The 23,843-nt window shown below is 31.0% G+C and carries 19 protein-coding genes; 16 read left to right on the forward strand and 3 right to left on the reverse strand.

Annotation, left to right across the window (positions count from 1 at the left end):
• Positions 1-107: 107 nt before the first annotated feature.
• From L21TH_RS11960 to nifJ, 9 genes are all read left to right on the forward strand, one after another.
• Positions 108-632: a phosphatase PAP2 family protein gene (locus tag L21TH_RS11960; protein ID WP_006316892.1), complete on the forward strand. Its 525-nt coding sequence runs from the start codon at positions 108-110 to the stop codon at positions 630-632.
• A gap of 186 nt (positions 633-818) precedes the next feature.
• On the forward strand, positions 819-1,511 hold the full coding sequence (locus L21TH_RS11965) for an ABC transporter ATP-binding protein (protein ID WP_034430099.1): 693 nt from the start codon (positions 819-821) through the stop codon (positions 1,509-1,511).
• A complete protein-coding gene (locus tag L21TH_RS11970; protein WP_006316894.1) occupies positions 1,511-3,859 on the forward strand; it encodes an ABC transporter permease in 2,349 nt (782 codons plus the stop codon). The genes L21TH_RS11965 and L21TH_RS11970 overlap by 1 nt, the downstream gene beginning before the upstream one ends.
• A 13-nt stretch (positions 3,860-3,872) precedes the next feature.
• Positions 3,873-5,066 carry an efflux RND transporter periplasmic adaptor subunit gene (locus L21TH_RS11975; RefSeq protein ID WP_006316900.1) on the forward strand — a complete coding sequence of 398 codons (1,194 nt, stop codon included), beginning with the start codon at positions 3,873-3,875 and terminating at the stop codon, positions 5,064-5,066.
• Between the two features lie 283 nt (positions 5,067-5,349).
• The gene (locus tag L21TH_RS11980) at positions 5,350-7,464 is read left to right on the forward strand and encodes a ribonucleoside triphosphate reductase (RefSeq protein WP_006316902.1); all 2,115 of its coding nucleotides are present in this window, start codon (positions 5,350-5,352) and stop codon (positions 7,462-7,464) included.
• A gap of 207 nt (positions 7,465-7,671) precedes the next feature.
• Positions 7,672-8,364 carry an anaerobic ribonucleoside-triphosphate reductase activating protein gene (locus L21TH_RS11985; RefSeq protein ID WP_006316903.1) on the forward strand — a complete coding sequence of 231 codons (693 nt, stop codon included), beginning with the start codon at positions 7,672-7,674 and terminating at the stop codon, positions 8,362-8,364.
• Positions 8,365-8,382: 18 nt separating this feature from the next.
• Positions 8,383-9,537 carry a DUF362 domain-containing protein gene (locus L21TH_RS11990; RefSeq protein WP_006316904.1) on the forward strand — a complete coding sequence of 385 codons (1,155 nt, stop codon included), beginning with the start codon at positions 8,383-8,385 and terminating at the stop codon, positions 9,535-9,537.
• A 21-nt stretch (positions 9,538-9,558) separates the two neighbouring features.
• A complete protein-coding gene (locus L21TH_RS11995) occupies positions 9,559-10,467 on the forward strand; it encodes a tetratricopeptide repeat protein (RefSeq protein ID WP_006316905.1) in 909 nt (302 codons plus the stop codon).
• Positions 10,468-10,641: 174 nt separating this feature from the next.
• Positions 10,642-14,169, forward strand: coding sequence for a pyruvate:ferredoxin (flavodoxin) oxidoreductase (nifJ, locus tag L21TH_RS12000; RefSeq protein ID WP_006316906.1), 3,528 nt, complete (start codon positions 10,642-10,644; stop codon positions 14,167-14,169).
• Positions 14,170-14,710: 541 nt separating this feature from the next.
• Here the strand turns inward: nifJ and L21TH_RS14110 are convergent.
• Positions 14,711-14,878: a CDIF630_02480 family spore surface protein gene (locus tag L21TH_RS14110; RefSeq protein ID WP_006316907.1), complete on the reverse strand. Its 168-nt coding sequence runs from the start codon at positions 14,876-14,878 to the stop codon at positions 14,711-14,713.
• A 240-nt stretch (positions 14,879-15,118) separates the two neighbouring features.
• Between L21TH_RS14110 and L21TH_RS12005 the strand changes: the two genes are divergently transcribed.
• The 3 genes from L21TH_RS12005 to L21TH_RS12015 are packed head-to-tail and all read left to right on the forward strand — an operon-like array spanning position 15,119 to position 18,216.
• Entirely contained in the window at positions 15,119-15,655 is a 537-nt protein-coding gene (locus L21TH_RS12005) for a phosphatase PAP2 family protein (protein ID WP_006316911.1), read from the forward strand.
• 21 nt (positions 15,656-15,676) lie between these two features.
• A complete protein-coding gene (locus tag L21TH_RS12010; protein ID WP_006316913.1) occupies positions 15,677-16,828 on the forward strand; it encodes a glycosyltransferase family 4 protein in 1,152 nt (383 codons plus the stop codon).
• 14 nt (positions 16,829-16,842) lie between these two features.
• On the forward strand, positions 16,843-18,216 hold the full coding sequence (locus L21TH_RS12015; RefSeq protein ID WP_006316915.1) for a UDP-glucose dehydrogenase family protein: 1,374 nt from the start codon (positions 16,843-16,845) through the stop codon (positions 18,214-18,216).
• Positions 18,217-18,245: 29 nt separating this feature from the next.
• Here L21TH_RS12015 and L21TH_RS12020 read toward each other — a convergent pair whose 3' ends face one another.
• Complete coding sequence (locus L21TH_RS12020; RefSeq protein ID WP_006316917.1) at positions 18,246-18,689, reverse strand: Hsp20/alpha crystallin family protein; 444 nt, start codon at positions 18,687-18,689, stop codon at positions 18,246-18,248.
• 224 nt (positions 18,690-18,913) lie between these two features.
• Positions 18,914-20,635, reverse strand: coding sequence for a S8 family serine peptidase (locus L21TH_RS12025; RefSeq protein ID WP_006316919.1), 1,722 nt, complete (start codon positions 20,633-20,635; stop codon positions 18,914-18,916).
• A 372-nt stretch (positions 20,636-21,007) separates the two neighbouring features.
• On the opposite strand from L21TH_RS12025, the gene L21TH_RS12030 reads away from it, so the two are divergent.
• The 4 genes from L21TH_RS12030 (at position 21,008) to L21TH_RS12040 (ending at position 23,824) form a co-directional block, all read left to right on the forward strand.
• Positions 21,008-22,360: a tetratricopeptide repeat protein gene (locus L21TH_RS12030; RefSeq protein WP_006316920.1), complete on the forward strand. Its 1,353-nt coding sequence runs from the start codon at positions 21,008-21,010 to the stop codon at positions 22,358-22,360.
• On the forward strand, positions 22,350-22,481 hold the full coding sequence (locus tag L21TH_RS15130) for a hypothetical protein (protein WP_006316921.1): 132 nt from the start codon (positions 22,350-22,352) through the stop codon (positions 22,479-22,481). Before L21TH_RS12030 ends, L21TH_RS15130 begins: the two co-directional genes overlap by 11 nt.
• A gap of 198 nt (positions 22,482-22,679) precedes the next feature.
• Positions 22,680-23,012 (forward strand): LytR/AlgR family response regulator transcription factor, encoded by a 333-nt coding sequence (locus L21TH_RS12035; RefSeq protein WP_006316922.1) that lies wholly within the window; start codon positions 22,680-22,682, stop codon positions 23,010-23,012.
• A gap of 224 nt (positions 23,013-23,236) precedes the next feature.
• Complete coding sequence (locus L21TH_RS12040) at positions 23,237-23,824, forward strand: sulfite exporter TauE/SafE family protein (RefSeq protein WP_006316923.1); 588 nt, start codon at positions 23,237-23,239, stop codon at positions 23,822-23,824.
• The last annotated feature ends 19 nt before the right edge of the window (positions 23,825-23,843 follow it).

Here is a 23,843-nt window from a genome sequence, read left to right on the forward strand (position 1 = left end):
TTGAAAGTATTGTAAATAATGTTTTACAAACTTATTCAATATAGTTTATAATATAAACACAAACATATAAAAAATATTAGTGCATTTTAAGTAAAGGATGTAAGAATATGAAAAATATTTTAAAAGGGTTTGTAAGTGGGGACAAGAAATTATTTTATGTAATTAATGACAGAATAAAGTGTGGACTTTTAGATAATATAATGCCTTTAATAACTAGACTTGGAGGCCCGATATTTTCTGTATTATTACCTGTTATTTTAATAACAATGACTAAAAATGATACGAGGATGGTTGGACTAGAAAGTTTAACTTCTCTATCGGCTAGTCATTTGGTGGTACAGATTTTGAAGAGAACTATAGCAAGATTAAGACCTTATGATATACTAGAAAAAATAAATACATTTAACATTTATCTTAAAGATTACTCTTTTCCATCAGGCCATACTACTGCTAGTTTTTCTTTAGCTGTATCATTAGCTTTGAATTATTCTACTTTAATGATACCTTTAATAGTTATAGCTGGTATGGTTGGCATATCTAGAATATATTTAGGGGTTCATTATCCGTCAGATGTTGCAGTAGGAGCTATAATAGGTACTATGACTTCTATAACTATACACTCTATGATTTAAAGGTTCGGAATTTCCGAGCCTTTTTTGATTTTTTTTAATTAACAATTTTACATTTTAAATTTTCAATTTTAAATTATATTATAAGAAGTAAAGGACTGGTATCAAGTTTATTATGCTTGTACCAAGTACCCAGTACCTAGTAACATTATTGTATATGGAGGTGGAGTGGTGGATAAAAAAGTTTTAATGAAGGTTGAAAGCTTAAGTAAAAACTATCAAATGGGAGAAGTAACAGTAAAAGCGTTAAGGGGAGTAAATTTTGAAATATACGAGGGTGAATTTGTTGTAATATTAGGACCAAGTGGTTCAGGAAAAAGTACATTATTAAATATAGTAGGGGGCATGGATAATCCTACAGAAGGAAAAGTCTTTATTCAAGGCGAAGAAGTTACTAACTATAATGAAAAAGAATTGACATTATACAGAAGAAATAAAGTTGGTTTTGTGTTTCAATTTTATAATTTAATGGCTAATCTTACTGCAAGAGAGAATGTAGAACTAGCAACAGAATTGTGTAAAGCTCCATTAGATATAGATGAAGTGATTGAAAATGTAGGACTTTCAGATAGAAGTGGACACTTTCCATCTCAAATGAGTGGAGGGGAGCAGCAAAGGGTAGCTATAGCAAGGGCTGTAGCTAAAAATCCACTATTACTACTCTGTGATGAGCCAACTGGAGCATTAGATTTTAAAACAGGTATTTCTATTCTTTCACTACTAAATAAGATTAATAAGGAATATGGAAAAACAGTCGTCATAATAACCCATAACTCACCAATAGCTGAAATGGCAGATAGAGTGATTAAAATGAGAAGTGGAAAAATAATTGAAAATAAAATAAATCAAAATCCATTAGAGCCTGAAAGGATAGAGTGGTAATGAAGAAATTAGATTTAAGATTATTAAGGTCTATAAAAAACTCTAAAGGTCAGTTTATAGCTATTACAGTGCTTGTTATGGTAGGCCTTATAGTATATACAGCTTTGAGTATGGCTGCTGTCAATTTAGAGGATACTATAAATTATTATTATGATATAACTAATTTTTCTGATATTTATGTAGAAGTAGTCAAGATACAAGAGACAGCTCTAGAGAAAGTAAAACATATAAATGGAGTCGATATAGTAGAGGGTAGAATTGTTCACGATGTACCGTTAAAGATTGAAGACGGTGAAGAAAAGGCGAATATTAGAATAATATCTTTACCAGAGGATAATGACATAAATATTGTTTATAAGATTGAAGGAAGTGACATTGAAAATAAAAGTAAAGATACATTGTTATTACAGCAATTTGCAAATGCACGTGATATAACTATAGGAGGAACTATAAGGCCTCAAATCCAAGGAAAAGTGTACAACCTTAACGTCAAAGGTATAGTTGCTAGCTCAGAATATATATATTTGATGGAAAATGAACAAAATCTATTGCCAATGCCAGAAAAATTCGGTGTAGCCTATGTATCAGAGGAGTTTGCAAGACAGAGTTTTGGATATAAAGATAGCTACAATGAAGTGTTGATAAAGGTTAAAGAGAACTGGGATGTAGAAAAGGTAAAAAAAGAAGTAGAAGAAGAGCTAGACAAATATGGAGTAAAGAGGATATATACCAAGGATGAACAGTTAAGTGATAGAATTATTTCCGAGGAAATAGATGGAGTGAAGAAATCATCAAGTAGTATGCCAATAATCTTTTTAGGTGTTGCTGCTGTAATAATTGCTGCTATGTTATCTAGAATGGTACGAAATGATAGAACTTCTATAGGTGTATTAAAGGCTTTAGGGTATAGCGATAAAAACATAATATTACATTATACTAAGTATTCATTAATTATAGGGTTTGTAGGTTCGTTACTTGGAATCATAATAGGAACTATTTTATCAGGCTATATAGCAGAGCTATATACTCATTTTTTCAATATACCTATGTTGAAATTTAAATTTTATTATGTCTATACAATTACAGGAATTATATTAACAGTGATATTTTGTATAGCAGCAGGAATGTGGGGCGCTAGAAAAATTATGAAAATACATCCAGCTGAGTCTATGAGACCAGAGCCACCAAAATCCGGTGGAAGAATATTTTTAGATAGATTGGGAATTCTGTGGAAAAGATTAAGCTTTAGCTGGAAAATGGTATTGAGAAATATATTTAGGAATAAAAAAAGATTTATTTTTATTACATTAGGTATAGCTATGACCTATGCAATAACTTTGCTACCTGTAGTAACTAAAGATTCATTTACTGAAATATTTAGTAGTCATTATGGTGGATTTCAAAAAATGGACTACAATATAAATTTTGATAGACCATTAAATGTTAGAGTGGTTAAAGATTTGAAACATATTGTAGAAGTAGAAGAAATAGAGCCTAAAATTGAATATCCCTTTGAACTTGTATACGGAACAAAGGAAAAAGTAGTAAATATAATAGGTGTACCTAAGGATACAGAATTTTATAGTTTTATTAACTTAGAAGGACAACCAATAAGATTACCTAACGAAGGAATAATACTATCGGAATCAATAGCTAGATATTTAGGTGTCAATAAGGGAGATAAAATTAAGATAGAATCTTATATTCCAAATAAAGATGATATGTTCATAGAGGTTAAGGATGTAATAAAGCAGTCGCTCGGGTTAAATGGATATATGAATATATCTTATATGCAGAATAAATTAACAGATAAAGAAATGGCAACAGGGGTATATTTAGATTCAAGTGATGATGTTAAAAATAAATTAGAGGATATAAAATATATATCTTCAGTGCAATCCTTAGAGGATATGAGTAAAATATTTGAACAATTTTTACAGCTAACTATATTTTCTATAGGGGTAATGTTAATATTTTCAGGAGTTTTAGGTTTTGTTATTGTTTATAACTCAACTATTATGAGTATATCAGAAAGAAGACTTGAATTTTCTTCTTTAAGGGTTATGGGATTTTCTAAAACAGAGATATTCAACATGATAACTAAGGAAAATATAGTGATGACAATTTTAGGAGTAGTTTTTGGCATACCTTTAGGTAGGTATATGTTAGAAGCACTTGAAGAAATGTTTAGTACAGAGCTATATGTTTTAGAAATGAATGCATCAATTAGTACCTATATAATAACTATGCTTGTTACTACAATCTTTGTATTGTTAGCACAATTTGCTACTTATAAGAAGATAGACAGATTAGATTTTATAGAGGCATTAAAAACTAGAATTTCTTAAGGGGGCTAGTTTAATGAAAATAGTTAAATTTATCTTAATAGGTATCATTGTTATTATAATAGCTGGAGCTGGACTTTATGTAGGAATAAATAAGAAGGAAGTTGGCGCTCCTACTTACACAGTTTCAAAAGGAGAAATAGAAAAGTACGTAGAAGAGACTGCAACAGTTAAGTCGGACAATCAAAGGAAGATATATTCTAAAGGCTCAGCAGAGATATTAGAGTTAAGTGTAGAAGTTGGAGATAAAGTAAATGAAGGAGACGTAATTGCTAGATTAGATACAGAGAATATAGAGCTTCAGATAAAAACTCTAGAAGCTAAGCTAAAGGCTTTACAGGCTACTTATAGAGAGGCAGTAAAGCTTCCAGAAGAAGAACTGATAAATAAGGCAGAGGCCAATGTACGTTCAGCCAAGATTGCGGTAGATGAAGCAAAAAGGAATGCAGAAAAGAGCGAAAAATTGTATAAAGAAGGAGCTATAAGTAGCGATGAATACCAAAGGGCTCTAGATAACTTAAAAATACAACAGGAATCATTAACGATAGCAGAAAATGAGCTACAAGCTCTTAAGAAAGGACCATCAGACAATATTAGAAAACAATATCAAGCACAGATAGAGGAATTAAAGTATCAGCTTAACCAGTTGAAAAAGACTAAACAAGATTACCTAATAAAATCACCTGTTGACGGAGTTGTGTTAGAAAGGTTTGTAGAAGTGGGTGGATTTGTACAACCAGGTATGGCTATTGTTGAAGTAGGGAATATAGATAAATTATATGTTGAGACTGATATATTAGTAAGTGAGATAGGTGATGTAAAAGTAGGAGATTTAAGTTTTGTCTATAGTGAGGATTTAAGCTTACAGAATTTAAAGGGGAAAGTGAGAAAGATTTATCCTAAGGCTTTCAGTAAATTGTCAGATTTAGGTATAGAGCAAAAAAGGGTAAAGGTTGAAATTGACTTAGAAGAATCAACTGAAAAATTAAGGGTTGGTTATGAAGTAGATGTTAAGATTATCACAGATAAAAAAGAAGATGTGATTGTAATACCAGATACAGCAGTAGTTGAATTTGAAGATGGGAAATATGTGAATGTGGTAAAAAATGATACTACTGAACAAAGAAAGATAGAGGTAGGAATAGAAGGAGAAGATAAAGTAGAGGTTATTGCTGGGTTAAAAGAAGGGGAAGAGATAATAATTAAATAAAATTTAAAATTGAAAATGTAAAATTATTATCGAAAAGCGAAAGGCGAACAGAGAATAGCCTAATTCTTTCTAAGAACTAAGAGCTGACTAAAATGCTACTAACTAAAAAAGCGTCGTCAGACGCTTTTGTTTTTATGTATTTATTACTAAATCCAAAAAATAAAGTTAAAATTAAAATAAATCATTGAAATCATATCCTATATAAACTACAATATTAATAGACGTATAATACTATATATATGTACACAAAATAAACATACCACAATATAAAGGGGCTGATTACTTGATTACTAGGGTTCAAAAGAGAAATGGAGACATAGTAGACTTTGACGTAAATAAGATTGAAGAAGCAATATTTGCAGCAGCTAGGGCAGTTGGGGGAGATGACAGACAAGAAGCGAAAAGACTAGCGGAAATGGCAGAAAATATATTAAAAGAAACACATGGAGTAGGGATTCCTACTGTTGAGGATATACAAGATGTAGTAGAAAAGGTATTAATAGAAGAAGGACATGCTAAAACAGCTAAAGCTTACATATTATATAGACAAAAACATGAAGAATTAAGACATGCCAAGAACTTATTTATGGATGCAGAAAAAATGATAGATGAATATGTATCTTTAGAAGACTGGAGAATAAATGAAAATGCTAATATGGGCTTTAGTTTGCAAGGATTAAATAATCATATAGTAGAGTCAATAACTAAAAAATATTGGTTAAATAAGATATATAGAAAAGAACTTAGAGATGCACACATTAACGGGGATTTGCATATACACGATTTAGGATTATTAGCACCATACTGCTGTGGTTGGGATTTAGAAGCATTATTATACAAAGGCTTTAAAGGAGCGTCAGGTAAAATAGAGTCACGTCCTCCTAAGCATTTACAGTCATTTTTAGGACAAATAGTAAACTGGTTATATACATTACAGGGAGAAGCGGCTGGAGCACAAGCAGTAAGTTCATTAGATACATATGCAGCACCATTTATTTATTATGATGGTCTTACATATGAAGAGGTTAAAAAGATAGTACAGAGTTTCGTATATAACTTAAATATCCCTACTAGAGTTGGCTTCCAAACACCATTTACGAATATAACATTAGATATAACACCTCATCCTATGTTAAAAAATATGAATGCAATAATTGGTGGAAAATTAATGGACAAAACCTATGGAGAATTCCAAAAAGAGATGGATATGTTCAATAAAGCATTCTGTGAAGTAATGATGGAGGGGGATGGAGCAGGAAGAAGCTTCAGTTTCCCAATACCAACCATTAATATAACTAACGACTTCCCATGGGACTCAGAAGTGGCAGATTCTATAATGGAAATGACTAGAAAATTCGGTACACCATATTTCGCAAACTTTGTAAACAGTGATTTAAATCCAGAAGATGTTAGAAGTATGTGCTGTAGATTGAGATTAGACAATAGAGAGCTTAGAAGAAGAGGTGGGGGATTATTTGGTGCTAATCCACTTACAGGTTCAATCAATGTTGTAACTCTTAATATGGCACGTATAGGGTATTTAGCGAAATCAGTAGAAGACTTCAAACGTAGAGTAAGAGAGCTTATGGAGCTTGCGAAGGAAATTTGTGAAACTAAGAGAAAAGTTCTTGAATCATATATGGAAGCTGGACTTTATCCTTACTCAAAGTTCTATCTACAAGGTGTTAAGGAAGCAGAAGGTGAGTACTATAAAAACCACTTTAGTACTATCGGCCTTAATGGTATGAATGAAGCTTGTTTAAATTTATTAGGTAAGGATATAACTACAGAAGAAGGAAATGAATTTGCTATTGAAATAATGGAATTTATGAACAGAGTTATACGAATATTCCAAGAGGAAACAGGAAGTCTTTGGAACTTAGAAGCTTCACCAGCAGAAGGTGCTTCATATAGATTTGCTAGATTAGATAAAAGAATGTATCCTAAGATTATTACTCAAGGTGACGAAGAACCATATTATACAAATTCAACTCAATTACCAGTAAATCATACAAAGGATGTATTTGAAGCAGTAGAATTACAAGACAAATTACAGTCATTATATACTGGAGGAACTGTATTCCATGGATTCATAGGAGAAGAAATAGATAGTGTAGAAACAGTAAAATTATTAATCAAAAGGGTATTTGAAAACACTACATTACCGTACTTTACTTTAACTCCTACATATAGTATATGTCCGGACCATGGATATTTAAAAGGAGAGCAGTTTACTTGTCCAGAATGTGGTAAGCAAACAGAAGTGTGGACTAGAGTTGTAGGATTCCATAGACCGGTACAATCATGGAATAAAGGTAAGAAAGAAGAGTTTAAAGATAGGTTAGAGTTTGATGTAGACCATAGTTTAAGTAAAAAAAAGACTAAAGAAACAGCTTAAAACTAAAATCTAGGGACAACAGGGCTAGCCCCTTTGTCCCATGTTTTTTATTGTCTTATGAAATAATCTGTGACTATGTATGTGTGAGTCGATTATTGTAATGGCTTGAGGGACGGGGCGTCCCTCAAGAACAAGAGTATAAAGTACTGTTAAGCGAATAGCCAAAAGACGACCTTAGTCGCCTTTTTACAGGAAGGAGTGTAAAGCATGCAATTATTTAAAGGACATCAAAAAACATCATTTATTGATTATCCAGACAAAATATGTACAGTATTATTCGTAGGTGGATGTAATTTTCGCTGTCCCTATTGTCATAATGGAGAATTAGTGAATAATGAAGGAGAATTTATAGATGAAGAATATATATTTGACTTTCTTAATAAAAGACGTAAAATGTTAGATGGAGTATGTATTTCAGGGGGAGAGGCTACACTATATAATACTAAGCTATATGATTTTATAACTAGGGTTAAAAAGCTTGATTATTTAGTTAAACTTGATACAAATGGAACTAATCCTGAATTATTGAAGAACTTAATAGATAACAAGCTTATTGACTATGTAGCTATGGATATAAAAGCTCCCTTTGATAAATACGAAGATGTAGTTAATGTTAAAATAGATATTGAAAATATAAAGAAAAGTATAGATATTATTAGAAATTCAAATATAGACTATGAGTTTAGAACTACAGTGTGTAAAGAGTTATTAACAAAGGAAGATATTATTGAATTAGCGGAGAGTATTAAGGGAAGTAAAAGATACATTATGCAGAATTTTAAAGATGGAGAAACGGTATTAGCCGGAAAAGGAAAATTCACTTCATACAAAGGAAGTGAACTAAAAAATATAGAAGAGAGTATTAAAGGTTGGTTTGAAGAAGTTAAGATTAGAGGTTAGATTTTAGGAGGGGACTTAATGGAAAAGACTCAGGTTTCTTTAGTCGAATGTAGGGATTACAATTATGATTTAGTGAAAAAATCGGTAGTAAAGAGCTTTGAAAATTTAGGTGGAATAGAAAAATACATAAACAAAGGAGAAACTGTTTTACTTAAAATTAATTTATTGATGAAGAAAAGACCAGAAGAAGCTACTACAACCCATCCTGCTGTTGTTAAGGCATTAGCAGAAGTGATTATAGAGTATGGGGCAAATGTGCTTATAGGGGATAGTCCTGGAGGACCTTTTAATGAAAGGATGCTTAAAGGTATATACAAGGTTTGTGGAATGGAAAAAGTAGCAGAAGAAACAGGAGCAAATTTAAACTACAATACTAATGAGATGACAGTTAAAAATGATAAAGGTAAGATACTAAGGAATTTAACTGTAACAGAGATGTTAAAGGATGTAGATAAGGTCATTTCAGTATCGAAGCTAAAAACCCATGGAATGGCTACATTCACTGGAGCAGTAAAAAATATGTTCGGAATTATTCCTGGAGTATTGAAAGCTGAATATCATTTAAAAATGCCGGATATAAAGGATTTTTCTGACGTATTAGTAGATATATGTGAATACGCAAATCCTGTACTTTCCTTTATGGATGGAATAGTTGGTATGGAAGGTGAAGGTCCATCGGCAGGTGACCCAAGAGAAGTTGGAGTACTAATATCTTCTACTAGTCCCCATCATTTAGATGTGGTAGCAACATCAATTATTAACTTGAAACCTACTGATGTGCCTACTATACAGAGAAGTGTAGAAAGGGGACTTTGTAAAGGTAATTTAGATGACGTAAAACTAATTGGAGGAAGTATAGAAAAATTTAGAATAGAAGATTTTAAAGTACCTAAAACTAAGAGTATAGATTTTATCAGTGATATACTTCCAAAACCAGTTGTAAATATGTTAAATTCAATGCTAAGACCAAAACCTGTATTTAATTATAAAGATTGTGTAGGATGTGGAGATTGTGCTGCAAATTGTCCACCTAAGGTTATAGAGATGGTAAATAATAGACCTGTAGTTGATTTAGACGGATGTATAAGATGTTTCTGCTGTCAAGAGTTATGTCCTAAGGAGGCTGTGACTATCCGTAGACCGTTATTGATGAGGGTGTTGTCAAAGCTATAGATGTAGTAAGAGGTGTAAAAGATGAAAAGAAGATTAACAGATAAGATGAAAAACTATATAATCCTAGCAGATAACTTTTGTAATGATGGTAATATTGAAAAAGGAATTGAACTATATAAAAAAGCCCTTGAATTTAGTGTAAGTACCAAGGATTCAGTAGATATTCTATTTAATATAGCTTTATTAAGTGACCAATTAGGAAATAAAGAGGAAGCTATAAAAAGGTATAAGGAGATTTTAGACATAGCCCCTAACCAAGCCGGTGCTTATTATGGAATAGCTATAATATATGATGATATGAAAGAGAAGGATACAGCTCTAGATTATTATTTTAAAGCTATAAATCTAGACCCTCAGTATGATAGAGCTTACTTCTACATAGCCAATATATATGATGAAAAAGAAGATAAAGAAAAGGCTATAGAATATTATAAAAAAGTTATAGAACTTGTTCCTGATGACTACATAGCTTGTAATAATTTAGGCTCTATATATGAACAAATGGGTAAATATGAAGAAGCATTAGAAGTGATAGAGAAAAGTATTTCAATTAATCCAAACTACTATAAGTCCTTATTTAATATGGGAGTTGTATTAAAGAGACTAGGAAAACTTAAAGAAGCTGTTGAATACTATCAAAAATCTATAGAGGTAAATAGAAACTATCCTTATGCATATTTAAATAAGTCTGTTATATATATTGAACAAATGGACTATGAAACAGCAATAGATATACTTTCCGAGGGAATAAAATATAATCCAGATACTGGATTTCTTTACTACAATAGAGCTTGTTGCTATGCTAAATTAAATAAAAAAGAAGATGCAGTTAATGATTTAAATAAAGCGATAAAATTATATCCACGTTTTAGGGAATATATGAAAAAAGATGAGGACCTAAAGGAAATACAACTGAAAATTGATAATTAAAAGCGGCGAATTCTCGCCGTTTTTTTATGTATTTTTATTTAAAAATGGAAAATAATATATTTAGATTATAGATTAAGGATTAGAGTACAGAGTATTAGAGAATAGAGATAAGAGAATTGTGATAATGTCTATAATTTTTAGGAGTAAATAATAATTGTGTTTGGAGGCTTGGTTATGGGAAAGATAACAAAAACTATGGATGGAAATGAGGCTGCAGCTTATACATCTTATGCATTTACTGATGTAGCTGCAATATATCCGATTACACCTTCATCTCCAATGGCTGAAGCTGTTGATTTATGGTCAGCTCAAGGCAAAGAGAATTTATTTGGACAGCAAGTAAAGGTAGTTGAGATGCAATCAGAGGCAGGAGCTGCCGGAGCTGTACATGGTTCACTACAAGGCGGAGCTTTAACTACTACATACACTGCATCACAAGGATTATTACTTATGATACCTAATATGTATAAAATAGCAGGAGAACTATTACCAGGAGTATTTCATGTAAGCGCTAGAGCAATAGCAGCCCATGCACTATCAATATTTGGAGACCATCAAGATGTGATGGCTACAAGACAGACAGGATTTGCTCTACTTGCATCTGGTAGTGTGCAAGAAGTAATGGATTTAGGTGGTGTTGCACACCTTGCTTCAATAAAATCTAGAGTTCCATTTTTACATTTCTTTGATGGATTTAGAACGTCCCATGAAATTCAAAAGATAGAATTAATAGATTATGATGACTTTGAAAGATTATTAGATTTTGAATCAGTTGAAGAGTTTAGAAATAGGTCATTAAATCCTGAACGTCCAGTTGTAAGAGGAACAGCACAAAATCCAGATATTTATTTCCAAGGTAGAGAGTCATCAAATCCATATTATGAAAAAGTAGCTGATATAGTAGAAGACTATATGAAGGAAATAAGTAATATCACAGGAAGAGAATATCATCCATTTAACTATTATGGAGCAGAAGATGCTGAATATGTGATAGTAGCAATGGGTTCAGTTTGTGAAACAATAGAAGAAACAGTTGATTATCTACTGGATAAAGGAGAAAAGGTAGGGGTTATAAAGGTACACTTATACAGACCTTTTTCATCAAAATATTTCTTTAATGTATTACCTGATACAGTAAAAGCAATAGCTGTACTAGACAGAACTAAAGAAGCAGGGTCAATAGGTGAACCATTATACGAGGATGTAAGGTGCTTATTCTATGATAAAGAAAAGCAGCCAATTATAGTAGGGGGAAGATACGGATTAGGTTCAAAGGATACTACACCTGCACAAATTGTTGCTGTATTTAGAAATCTTCAAGAAACAAAGCCTAAAAATAATTTCACTATAGGTATAAAAGATGACTTAACAGATACATCACTTACAGTAGACGAAAAAATTGATACTACCCCTGAAGGAACTATTCAGTGTAAATTATGGGGACTAGGCTCTGATGGTACAGTAGGAGCAAATAAAATGGCTATTAAGATTATAGGGGATAAAACTGACCTTTATGCTCAAGGATATTTTTCCTATGATAGTAAAAAGTCAGGGGGAACAACTATATCTCACTTGAGATTTGGTAAAAATCCTATAAAATCAACATATTTAGTACATGATGCCGATTATGTGGCATGTCATAACAAATCCTATGTAAATCATCACGACTTACTTGAAGGATTAAAGGAAAATGGAACCTTTGTACTTAATTGTCCATGGAATGCTGAAGAATTATCACAGAACTTACCACCGTCATTAAAAAGAGGATTGGCCGAAAAAAATGCTAAATTTTACGTTATAGACGCTATAGGTATTGCTCAAGATATAGGATTAGGTGGCAGAATAAACATGGTTATGCAAACTGTATTCTTTAAGCTAACAAATGTAATACCTATTGAAGATGCCGTTAAGTATTTAGAAGAATCTATTGAGAAGACCTATGGAAGAAAGGGTAAAAAAATAGTTGAGATGAACAAAGAGGCTGTACGTAGAGCATTAGATGGACTAGTAAAAGTAGAAGTTCCAAAGGAATGGCTAAATGCACAGGATGATGAGGTATCAGAACCTGAAGAACCAGACTTTGTAAAAAATATACAAAGGCCTATGGAAAGCTTTAAAGGTGATGAATTACCAGTAAGTACTTTTAAAGATATGGCCGATGGAACATTCCCGTTAGGCACAACCGCATACGAAAAACGTGGAATCGCAGTAATGATACCTCAATGGCAGACAGACAAATGTATTCAATGTAATCAATGTGCATTAATATGTTCTCATGCAGTTATAAGACCTATGTTATTAAATGAGGAAGAAAAGAGAAATGCACCATCAACCTTTGAAACAAAAGAGGCAATAGGAAAAGGATTAGAAGGACTAGAATATAGGATACAAATAAGTCCTTTGGATTGTACAGGATGTGGTAACTGTGCAGATATTTGTCCAGCTCCAGGAAAGGCATTAGTGATGGTAGATGCTGAAGAGGAAACTAATAGACAGTTAGAAAATTGGGAATATGCAATAAATGAAGTAGATATAAAAGACAATTTAGTAAATAAGATGACAGTCAAAGGAAGTCAGTTTGCAAAACCATTATTTGAATTTTCAGGAGCATGTGCAGGTTGTGGTGAGACACCTTATTTAAAACTAGTAACACAATTATACGGTGATAGAATGATGATAGCCAACGCTACAGGTTGTTCATCGATATGGGGAGCTAGTGCACCATCTATTCCATTTACGACAGACTCTAAAGGCAATGGACCTGCATGGGCAAATTCATTATTTGAGGACAATGCAGAATACGGATATGGAATGTATTTAGCAGTTAGTCATATAAGAGAAAGATTAGCACAGCTAATGGAAAAAGGTATCGAATCAGACTTGGATGGTGAATGTAAAGTAGCCTTTACACAGTGGCTAAGCTCTATGTATGATGGAGAAGGTTCTAAAAAAGCAACTAAAAATTTATTATCTGTTATAGATAATGATAAATATAAGTCAAATGAAATTATACAAGAAATACTATCTAAAAAGGATTTCTTAGTTAAGAAGTCACAATGGATAGTAGGTGGAGATGGTTGGGCTTATGATATAGGATTTGGTGGATTAGACCATGTTCTTGCATCTGGAGAGGATGTAAATGTATTAGTGTTCGATACAGAAGTGTATTCTAATACAGGAGGTCAGGCATCGAAGGCTACACCAACAGCAGCTGCTGCTAAATTTGCTGCATCAGGTAAAAAGATACGCAAAAAAGATTTAGGCTTAATCGCAATGAGCTACGGTTATGTATATGTAGCACAAGTGTCAATGGGAGCAAATATGAACCAGACATTAAAGGCTATAAAAGAAGCAGAAGAATATAAAGGACCTTCATTGATAATATGCTATGCACCATGTATAAACCATGGAATTAAATCAGGTATGGGAACCTCTATAAACAGAGAAAAGGAAGCAGTGGAGTCAGGCTATTGGCATCTATATAGATATAACCCAGAATTAAAAGAACAAGGTAAAAATCCATTTATACTTGACTCAAAAGAACCAACAAAATCCTTTAGGGATTATATAATGGGTGAAATTAGATTTTCACAGGTACAAAATACATTCCCTGAACATGCAGAAGATTTATATTCTGAAGCAGAAAAAGCAGCTAAAGAAAGATATGATACATACAAGCGTTTAGCATCACTTAAGTATTAATATGGAATTAGGGCACCACTAAGTGGTGTCTTTTTTAATGTGTAAATTAAAATAATTAATATTCAGATTAAAAAAATAAATAAAATTACAAAAAACATTAAAAATATAGTTGACAAAATTAAAGTTCAGTCATATAATTAAACTAAAGATAAACAAAATTAATAACAAAATAAAAATAATTAACAAAAACTTAAAGGAGGCTTAAAAATGATTAAACAATTAAAGAATATCTTTAAAGTGAGAATTAAAGAAGATATAGGAATGAAGGTTTATAGAGATTTAGAATATAGAAGATAGTGTGGAAAATAAAAGGAGGTGAATTTAATGTTGAGAAGATTTTTAGAAGAAATTTTAATTAATAGCTCAGAAAAGGATTTGGGGTTAAAAATATATAAGGATTTGGAATACAGAAGATAACAAGCTAGAAGAGGTGAACAAATTGAACAAAAGATACGTTAGCAAATATAATTTATCCCCATTTCAATAAAAAAGTGTTAGTCTTGGGTTGCCTAAACATCAAGAACTAACACTTTTTTATTGCTTACTTTTCGTTTTTATCCACCCATTCCTTTGCTTCTTCTACGCTGAATTCATTTGGAAGTGGAACTCTTGATACATCCTTTGTTTTTGTTATATTGGACCAAGCAGCAGTTTCATGATTTTCTACAGGTGCTTCTTTTTCTTTTAGTTTATATTTGTTTTTCTTCATGCTCTCACTCCTTTATATTATTATTTGCATATATAGAAAATTAATTATAGAAATTTCTTTTTTTAAAAATAACATATTTTTTACATTGGTATAACATTGATAAGATAATATTTAAATATAGGATATATCCGTTTAACAAGTAGTTCCTCCATGTTGAAAATAAAGTAAAAATACTTTAGAAAAACATAGTTTAGGTGAGTTAAAAAGAAACTAAATGGTCTAAATAAGGGGGAAATTTTGATGAACAAGATAATGAAGCTTGTTAATACAGGAGATATAAAATTATTATATATAATTAACGATAGGATTAAATGTAAATTTTTAGACAAAACAATTCCCTATATAACTGATTTAGGAAGTGCTTTCATAACTATTTTAACTTGTTTATTGTTTATAGCATTTGGAAAAAACGGAGTAAGAATAGCTGGTTATAAAGCTTTATCGGCTCTTACTACTAGTCATATTCTTGTTCACTTATGTAAAAAGAAGTTTACTAGACCTAGACCTTTCTTACAGTTAGCTAATATAAACATATTTAAAACTAATCTCTATGATTATTCATTTCCTTCAGGACATACAACTGCAGCTTTTTCTATAAGTATAACTTTATCTCTAATATTTCCACAATTATCTTTCATATTAATATCCCTCGCGTTTTTAGTAGGTATTTCTCGTATTTATCTCGGTGTTCACTATCCAACAGATGTTTTTGTAGGTATGATTATAGGAACAGTTTTTGCCATTTTAAATAGTCATTTAATAGATTATATTATATAACCTTAATTAAGGAGGCTAAGAATGAAGGTAGCTATATTTACAGATACTTTTTTACCTCAGATTAATGGAGTTACAAAAACTCTTGGGAAGTACATTGAATATATGGAAGAGAACGATATCGATTACAGAGTGTTTGCTCCTATAGATGGAGATAAGGAATACAATGATAGGATAATAAGGTTTTTTAGTGTTAAATTCTTTTTATATCCTGAATGTAGAATGGCTTTGCCTAACTATTTTACTATTACTAAAGAACTTGATTCCTTTAAACCTGATATAGTTCATATAGTTACTCCATTTAATATAGGTCTATTCGGATATAAATATGCCAAAGATAATAACATCCCCATAGTGTCTTCATATCATACTAACATTCCTCAATACTTAGAATACTTTAATTTAGGAATACTTAAAAATGTAGCATGGAATTTTTTCAGATGGTTTCATAGTAACTGTAAGAAAAATTACTGTCCTTCTCAGTCAACATTAGAATTACTAAAAAGCCAAGGAATAAAAGACTTAGAAATATGGGGAAGAGGTATCGATACAAATAAATTTTCACCAAAATATAGAGATACGGAACTTAGAAAATTATTAAATATTGATGAAAAACTAGTATTTTTATATGTTGGAAGAATATCTTCAGAAAAAGACTTAGATGTATTTATGGAAACAACAAAGAAAATAAATGAAAACTATAAGGAAAAGGTTCATTTTTTAATGGTAGGAGATGGCCCTATACTAGAAGAATTGAAAGAAGAAGCTCCTGATAATATGACTTTTACAGGATTTAAGCAAGGAGAAGAATTATCTAAATATTTTGCATCATCAGATGTGTTTATGTTTCCTTCTTCTACAGAAACCTATGGTAATGTTATTCTTGAAGCTATGGCATCAGGGCTACCGGTGATAGCTTGCTATGAGGGTGGAATAAAGGAAAACTTAATAGATGGATATAATGGGGTTGCTTGTGGAGCTAAAAAAGTAGAAGACTATTATGAAGCTGCAGTCAAGATGATTGAAGATACAAAGTTTAGGAATAATATAGCATCTAATGCTTTAAAATATACCGCTGAAAAAAGCTGGAGAAGCGTATTTAATAGACTGTTTAATAGCTTTAAAGAAGTGTTAGATACAGAGAAATCTAATCAAATTAACAAAATGTCTGCTTAAAGGGAGGAAAAATAATGAGAATTACTGTTGTTGGTACAGGATATGTTGGATTGGTAACTGGCACTTGTCTTGCTGAAATAGGGAATGAAGTAATATGTGTAGATGTTAATGAGGAAAAAATAAATAAATTAAGAAATGGAATCCCACCTATATATGAAGAGCATTTAGAAGAGATGATAAATAATAACCTTGCTAAAAATAGATTAAAATTTACTACTTCATTGGAACGTGGTGTAAAATTATCTGATGTTATATTTATAGCAGTAGGAACTCCTCCTAAATCTAACGGACAGATAGATATGAGTCAAGTGGACGAAGTAGCTAAGAGTATAGGTAAGTACATAAACGGATATAAGGTGATAGTAAATAAAAGTACAGTTCCAGTTGGAAGTGCTAATAGGGTAAAAAATATTGTATATCTTAACATGAAAGATAAAAGTATTGAATTTGATGTAGTTTCAAATCCTGAATTCCTTAGAGAAGGAACAGCTGTATTTGATACTTTTAATGGAGATAGGATAGTTATAGGTAGTAATTCTGAAAAAGCTACAGAAATAATGAAAGAAATATATGAGTCTTTTAATATACCTATGTTAATAACTAATCCTGAAAGTGCTGAGATGATAAAATATGCATCTAATGCTTTCTTAGCCACAAAGATTTCCTTTATTAATGAGATAGCGAATGTATGTGAGAGAGTAGGAGCAGACGTAAAAGAAGTAGCGAAGGGTATGGGAATAGACAAAAGAATAGGTAATAAATTTTTAAATGCAGGTATAGGTTTTGGTGGAGCATGTTTTCCAAAGGATATAAAAGGGTTAATGCAGATTGGAAATGATGCTGGATATGAATTTAAAATAGTAAAAAAGGTTTTAGAAGTTAACAATGCTCAAAGAATAAAGCCAGTTGAAATGTTGAGAAGATTGTTTGGTAATCTTAATGGAGTTAATGTTTCTATATTAGGGCTCTCGTTTAAACCTGGGACTGATGACTTAAGAGAAGCTCCATCATTATATGTAATAAAGGAATTACAAAGTGATGGAGCTAACATTAAAGCCTACGACCCAATAGCTATGGAGAATGCAAAATTAGTTATAGGAAATTCGATGACCTATTGTAATGACCCTTATGAAGCAGTTGAAGGTAGTGATGTAGTAGTATTATTAACTGAGTGGGCAGAATTTAAAAAGTTAGATTTTAATAGGGTGAAAGAATTAGTAAACAGACCTTTAATAATAGATGGAAGAAATACACTAGATAGTAATAGTTTAAAAGAAAAAGGATTTGAATATTTCGGAATTGGCCTTGGGGATGCAAGTGTTGAGAATACTGGACCTAAAGAAAGTAGAATTATCAGAATAAATCAGAAAAAAGCATGTGTTCTTTAGTAAAAAATACAATAGGCCCTAATAAGGGTCTATTGTATATCAATTCTTCTACCGTTATCCTTACCATCAGTGGATTTTGGAAGTGTAACTTTTAGTATTCCGTTTTCATATTTGGCAGTTATACTGTCTTCTTCAATGTTATGCAATTTAAAAGACCTTTGAACATGACCATATCTTCTTTCTTTTCTAATATATCCTTGTCTTTCTTCACTAACTTCATTTCTCTTATCGGCTTTTATTATAATATAACCACTGTCGACTGAAATGTCTATTTCGTCTTTATTAAAGCCTGGCATTTCTGCCTCGATAATATACTCTTTATTAGTTTCTTTGATGTCTGCTCTCATTGACATATGATTAAAATTTGGAGTTAAAACGTCAGGTAAATTGCTGTAAAAGTCATCATCAAAGAAAGGTTTAAATAAATCCCTCATAGTATTTCGTCTTCTATTATTTGGAGTTAAATGCCCCATACAAACACCTCCTTAATATATTTTATGCATTATCCATAATTAGTTTTTCCTTTAGAATAAAAATTACTCATATTGCTTATGTTTATTAAATCATTATAAATAGATGCAAAAAAGGAATCCCTAATATTGGGATTCCTTTTAATAAATTATATTCTATGATATAATTTATTTGAACTAGTGTTGAGTCCTATTCATTGGGAATTTTCCTTTTGGATGGGACTTTTTTATTGGTCTTGAGTTAGTGTAAGTGAGCTGCCACCTGTACTTAAATCGAAGAAGTAGCTACCATCACCAGAATAAGAATATACTTCTATAGTATATGTTCCAGTTTGAGTAGGTGTAAAGTTAACATTTTCTTGTCTTTTTGTAGTAGTAGAAGAACCTACAGTATTACCACTTGGGTCATATACATACACATCAAAGTCTGGGTCGGTAGAGAACCAGCTTGATGTCCAATTAGGCATTATTAGTGTTACTGCTACAGGATAGTTAGTATTATTTACTGTGAATTCATAAATGTCAGATGCTTGTGAACCTGATAGAGTTTCACTAGCATAGATGTGATTAGGAGTAGCTAGATTAGAACCATTAAAGTTTCCTGCTGTTTCAATTGCTTCGTATCCATCAAGTCTACCCATTCCATATTCAATGTCTTTTCCACTTGGTCCCCAGTCTTCAGCAGTATTCATTAAAATATTTTTTATTTCAGTAGGTGATAGGCTTGGATTTGCATCTAACATTAATGCGACAGTACCAGCTGTAAATGGAGTAGCCATACTAGTACCGCTATAAGTAATATATCCATTGGAAGAGTTTGCTTCTGGAGCAGTGATATTATATCCTGGAGCGGAAACATCAGGTTTTGTTCTTCCATCAGCAGTAGGGCCTCTACTTGAAAAATCAGTTAAGTTAAATCCTAATTCTCCTACATCTGCCATTGCAGCAACAGTTATAGCTTTTTCTGCTGCACCTGGTGAACCTATTGTGTATTTAGCTGGACCAGCGTTTCCTGCAGCAACAACAACAGTTATACCGTTATCTACAGCGTTATTTACTGCTAAAGAAGTTGCATCTGTTCCATCAGAACTGCTACTAGTTCCAAGACTTAAATTAATTACGTCTATACCATAAGTGTCTTTGTAAGTTACACACCAGTCGATAGCTGCAGTTACATCACTCATTGAACCGCTACCTCTTTTATCTAAAACCTTAAGGCCTACTAAAGCTGCACCTTCAGCAACGCCTTTATAGTCAGGATTTCCATCGCCTTCACCAGCGATTATTCCTGCAACATGTGTACCATGATCATTGTCATCGTATGGAGTTGTTCTTCCATTTACGTAATCTTTCCAAGCTATCACTTTGCTACCATCTAAGTCAACGTGAGTATAATCGATTCCTGTATCTATAACTGCAACTACTATATCATACTTAGAGTATTGATTAATACTGCCATCTTTGTCGCCTTCAACATTAAAGTCACTTCTGGCTTTTTCTGTTCCAAACCAGTAATTAGCTGTGTCATTAAAGGCTCTAACAGGTTCATCGTATTCTATATGTTCTATTAAATCGAGTTTAGTTAGTTTTTTAATTTGTCCTTTATTTAATTCCATTGCTATGGCTGGGATATTTTTATATTCATGCTTAGTTTTATAGTTACCTAGTATGTTCTTTAAATTATTCTTATCTGGTTTATTTTTAAAAACTACGATAACTGGAAGGTTTTCTTTATCACTAGCTTTTTCTAATTTCTTTTCTAGATTTTCGAAAATCTTATTGTTGTTTTTATCATACATTTTAGATATTTCCTTCTTAGGTGTTTGGTCTTTTTCAACCTCACTTTTGTCAGGACCTACAACTGCAAATCCGTAAGTTCCAATAGCTGTTAACATTAAAGCAAATACCAAGATAGCTAAAGTTTTCTTACACTTTAATACTTTTTTCATTTTAAATCCTCCTTAAATTTTTATTTAGGTTTATAACGAGGTAAAGATTTTAAAAACATTGGAATCACCCCCTTTGGTGTAAATAATAATTAAATTTTATTTTTACTTAATATATAAATTAGATAGAGATGCTGCATTTCCTATCATAATAATGTGAAAAGGAAGTAACTGTTCATGAATGGAAAATTCACATAATTGAATGTGAAAGGATATAGAGTTAAACGTCATGCAAAAATCATATTACATAAAAAACTTGTCTTATTACATATAATAAATAGAATGTAAATTAAATTCAAATTTTTGATTACAAAATGGTATATTTTAGTGATATAATTAATATATATATAACAAATAGAAAAGTTGGTGGAAGAAATGTATATATTAGAAGAAAATATACTACCAGTACCTGAAAAAATTAAAAGTATAAGAAAGTATTTGGGATTAAAACAAGAGGAATTAACTGATGGTCAAATAAGTAGAAGTCTTATTAGTTATATAGAAAATGGAAAAGTAAAGTTAACTAAAACTGTAGCTGAGACTATAGCTAAGTGTATTAAAGAAGTGTTAATAAATAAAGATATACATCTAGATATAGATGCTGATTATTTGATGAGCGATGAAATTAAACAAGCTAACATAGCAATAGAAAAATATTTAACTAAGCTTAATAAAGCAGTAAAGGAAAATGACGAAGAGTTAATTAAGGAGATAATAAAAAAGGAAAAGATATGGAGCAAGTGGGATGTTCCAGAAAAACAAGCCGTAATATATGAATTAATAGGGGATTATTACTACAACAATATGAAATTTAGAGATGGATATATGTACTATATAAAGGCCCACGAATGTAATATTAAGATTGATAATAATTATAAATCAGCAGAAGTAGTTACTAAAATAGCCAGATGTAGTTTATTACTTAAGGATTATGAGGATAGCATAAAGTTAAATAAACATGCATTAGCGATTTTAGAAAAGAGCAATATAGAAAGTGAAAATTTATATAAAAGATGTTTATTTAATATAGCCATTGCATATAAAGACCTTAGGAATCATGAAAAGGTATTGGAATATTTATACAAAATAGAAAACAGTGGATACCAACTTTCTGACAGTCAATCTATAGATATATTTATTTTGAAAGGGAATTCCTATTATGGAAATGGAGATTATAATGAAGCTGAAATATATTATAAAAAAGCAATAGAGCTTGCAGAGAAAAAAAAGGATAGAGAACGGTTATCACTTGTGTATATGAATATTAGTGCATTGTATAATAAAATAGGGAAAGTTGAAAAAACGATTAATTTTGGAAAAAAGGCTCTTGAGAATATGAAAGGTATTAATGTAAAAGGAAGAGAAGAAAAGATGTTGATGATTGCTCGAGGTTATAAAAGCTTGGAAGAATATGACCTAGCAGAAAAATATTTATTAAGAGCTCTCAAGGAGACAGATTATACTTCTGATTTAAATGTTAAGATAGAGATATACTTAGAATTATTAACCCTTTACCAGTCTACGAATGAACATTATTTAATAATGAGACTTATAGAAGAAGTTGAAGAACTATATAAAGATAATGATATAAGTAAATATAAAAGAGAGGCTAGGAAGCTAGAACGATTTCTAATTATATCTATTTATCATTTAATAGATAAAGACATAGAAAAAAGCAAAGAGCTTTTAAAGTTATTAATTAAAAAGGGGGATGATTATGAAAACTAGAAAGGTATTATTAGTATTATGTATTGTTTCATTGTTAACAGTTGGATTAACTTCGATTGCATCAGCTGAGGGAGCAGAAGATCCGTGGCCTTGGAGTATTGGAACAGTAGAAGCTGAATAATTTTACTTTAAAAAAAGGACATAAAATTTTTTTAACTACTGTGTGCACTGCACAGTAGTTTTTCTTTTTTTTTAGGTCAATAACACTAAATATAAATAAAACTACTGAAACTCTTTACAAACAAATAGAAATATGTTAAATTAAAGTAAAATATGTGAATGTAATATTAAATTATATTTACATGCAAGGAGGGAGGACATGAATAGGTTAGCATATAAAAATAGAAGTGAAGTTGGGTTTATAGATTTTGATAAGATAATTTTTATAGAAAAATTACAGAATAAAACTATAATACATACCAAAAACAATGAGATAGAGATTCACAGTTCTTTAAACTCAGTTTATGACAAACTTGATAAAGAAATATTTATAAGAACTCATAGAAGTTATATTGTAAATATAAATCATATAAAAAAGATTATTCCGTGGGGACAGAAAACCTATAGAATAATTTTTAAAGGAATAGATGAAGATGCTTTATTTAGTTATGAAAGATATAAAGACTTCAAAGATAAAGTATGTCAGTTTTAATAGATTTAGAATAAATCTTGTCTAAACTTAATTAACAGCTTTCTTATATATATCACTTAAAATCTGCTCAAAAAACCCCCATTTTAAATACCCAAAGTATTGTCACCAATTTCATATAGAAAAATCTATTAGATTATTAATATTATTAAAAATTATAATAAATTATCGTAAGTAATAATGATATAATGTATATTAATCAAGAATTCAATACAAAGGAGGCTTTTATGATAACTACAGCTACTATAGTTGCATTTATAGTTATATTATTAGCAGGAATGGTACAAGGATTGACAAGCTTTGGGTTTTCGTTATTATCTGTTCCAATACTTAGTATATTTTTACCCCTAAAAATAATTGTACCAGTTTTAATTGTACTCAGTTTTGCACTTAATTCAGTTATTTTTTATAAGGTAAAGGAATATGTAAAATTAAGAAAGATTGTTTATTTGGTAGTTTTCGGTATATTAGCAACACCTTTAGGTACATATCTTTTGCTATTTATTGATGAAAAACTACTACAAATAGGTGTGGGTGTAATAGTCACATTTACAGCAGTTATGTTTTGGCTTGGATATAAGGTCACTATAAAAAATGAAAAAATATCATTATCCTTAGTAGGGATTATGAGTGGATTACTTAATGGTAGTGTATCATTGAGTGGACCTCCAGTAATTGTTTTTTTAACTAATCAAGGAGTGAAAAAGCAAGTTTTTAGAGCAAATCTTACATCATTCTTTTTAATACTTAATATCATTACTATTCCCACTTATTTTTTTAGGATAATTAAGCGAGAATCCTCCCTATTTCAATAGGGAGATGAATCGCTATTTT

This window comes from Caldisalinibacter kiritimatiensis, assembly GCF_000387765.1.
In the GTDB taxonomy this organism is placed as follows: domain Bacteria; phylum Bacillota; class Clostridia; order Tissierellales; family Caldisalinibacteraceae; genus Caldisalinibacter; species Caldisalinibacter kiritimatiensis.

Coding starts and splice junctions, on each gene's coding strand:
- L21TH_RS11960 (WP_006316892.1), top strand. CDS start 108: ATGAAAAATATTTTAAAAGGGTTTGTAAGTGGGGACAAGAAATTATTT.
- L21TH_RS11965 (WP_034430099.1), top strand. CDS start 819: ATGAAGGTTGAAAGCTTAAGTAAAAACTATCAAATGGGAGAAGTAACA.
- L21TH_RS11970 (WP_006316894.1), top strand. CDS start 1,511: ATGAAGAAATTAGATTTAAGATTATTAAGGTCTATAAAAAACTCTAAA.
- L21TH_RS11975 (WP_006316900.1), top strand. CDS start 3,873: ATGAAAATAGTTAAATTTATCTTAATAGGTATCATTGTTATTATAATA.
- L21TH_RS11985 (WP_006316903.1), top strand. CDS start 7,672: ATGCAATTATTTAAAGGACATCAAAAAACATCATTTATTGATTATCCA.
- L21TH_RS11990 (WP_006316904.1), top strand. CDS start 8,383: ATGGAAAAGACTCAGGTTTCTTTAGTCGAATGTAGGGATTACAATTAT.
- L21TH_RS11995 (WP_006316905.1), top strand. CDS start 9,559: ATGAAAAGAAGATTAACAGATAAGATGAAAAACTATATAATCCTAGCA.
- nifJ (WP_006316906.1), top strand. CDS start 10,642: ATGGGAAAGATAACAAAAACTATGGATGGAAATGAGGCTGCAGCTTAT.
- L21TH_RS14110 (WP_006316907.1), bottom strand. CDS start 14,878: ATGAAGAAAAACAAATATAAACTAAAAGAAAAAGAAGCACCTGTAGAA.
- L21TH_RS12005 (WP_006316911.1), top strand. CDS start 15,119: ATGAACAAGATAATGAAGCTTGTTAATACAGGAGATATAAAATTATTA.
- L21TH_RS12010 (WP_006316913.1), top strand. CDS start 15,677: ATGAAGGTAGCTATATTTACAGATACTTTTTTACCTCAGATTAATGGA.
- L21TH_RS12015 (WP_006316915.1), top strand. CDS start 16,843: ATGAGAATTACTGTTGTTGGTACAGGATATGTTGGATTGGTAACTGGC.
- L21TH_RS12020 (WP_006316917.1), bottom strand. CDS start 18,689: ATGGGGCATTTAACTCCAAATAATAGAAGACGAAATACTATGAGGGAT.
- L21TH_RS12025 (WP_006316919.1), bottom strand. CDS start 20,635: ATGAAAAAAGTATTAAAGTGTAAGAAAACTTTAGCTATCTTGGTATTT.
- L21TH_RS12030 (WP_006316920.1), top strand. CDS start 21,008: ATGTATATATTAGAAGAAAATATACTACCAGTACCTGAAAAAATTAAA.
- L21TH_RS15130 (WP_006316921.1), top strand. CDS start 22,350: ATGAAAACTAGAAAGGTATTATTAGTATTATGTATTGTTTCATTGTTA.
- L21TH_RS12035 (WP_006316922.1), top strand. CDS start 22,680: ATGAATAGGTTAGCATATAAAAATAGAAGTGAAGTTGGGTTTATAGAT.
- L21TH_RS12040 (WP_006316923.1), top strand. CDS start 23,237: ATGATAACTACAGCTACTATAGTTGCATTTATAGTTATATTATTAGCA.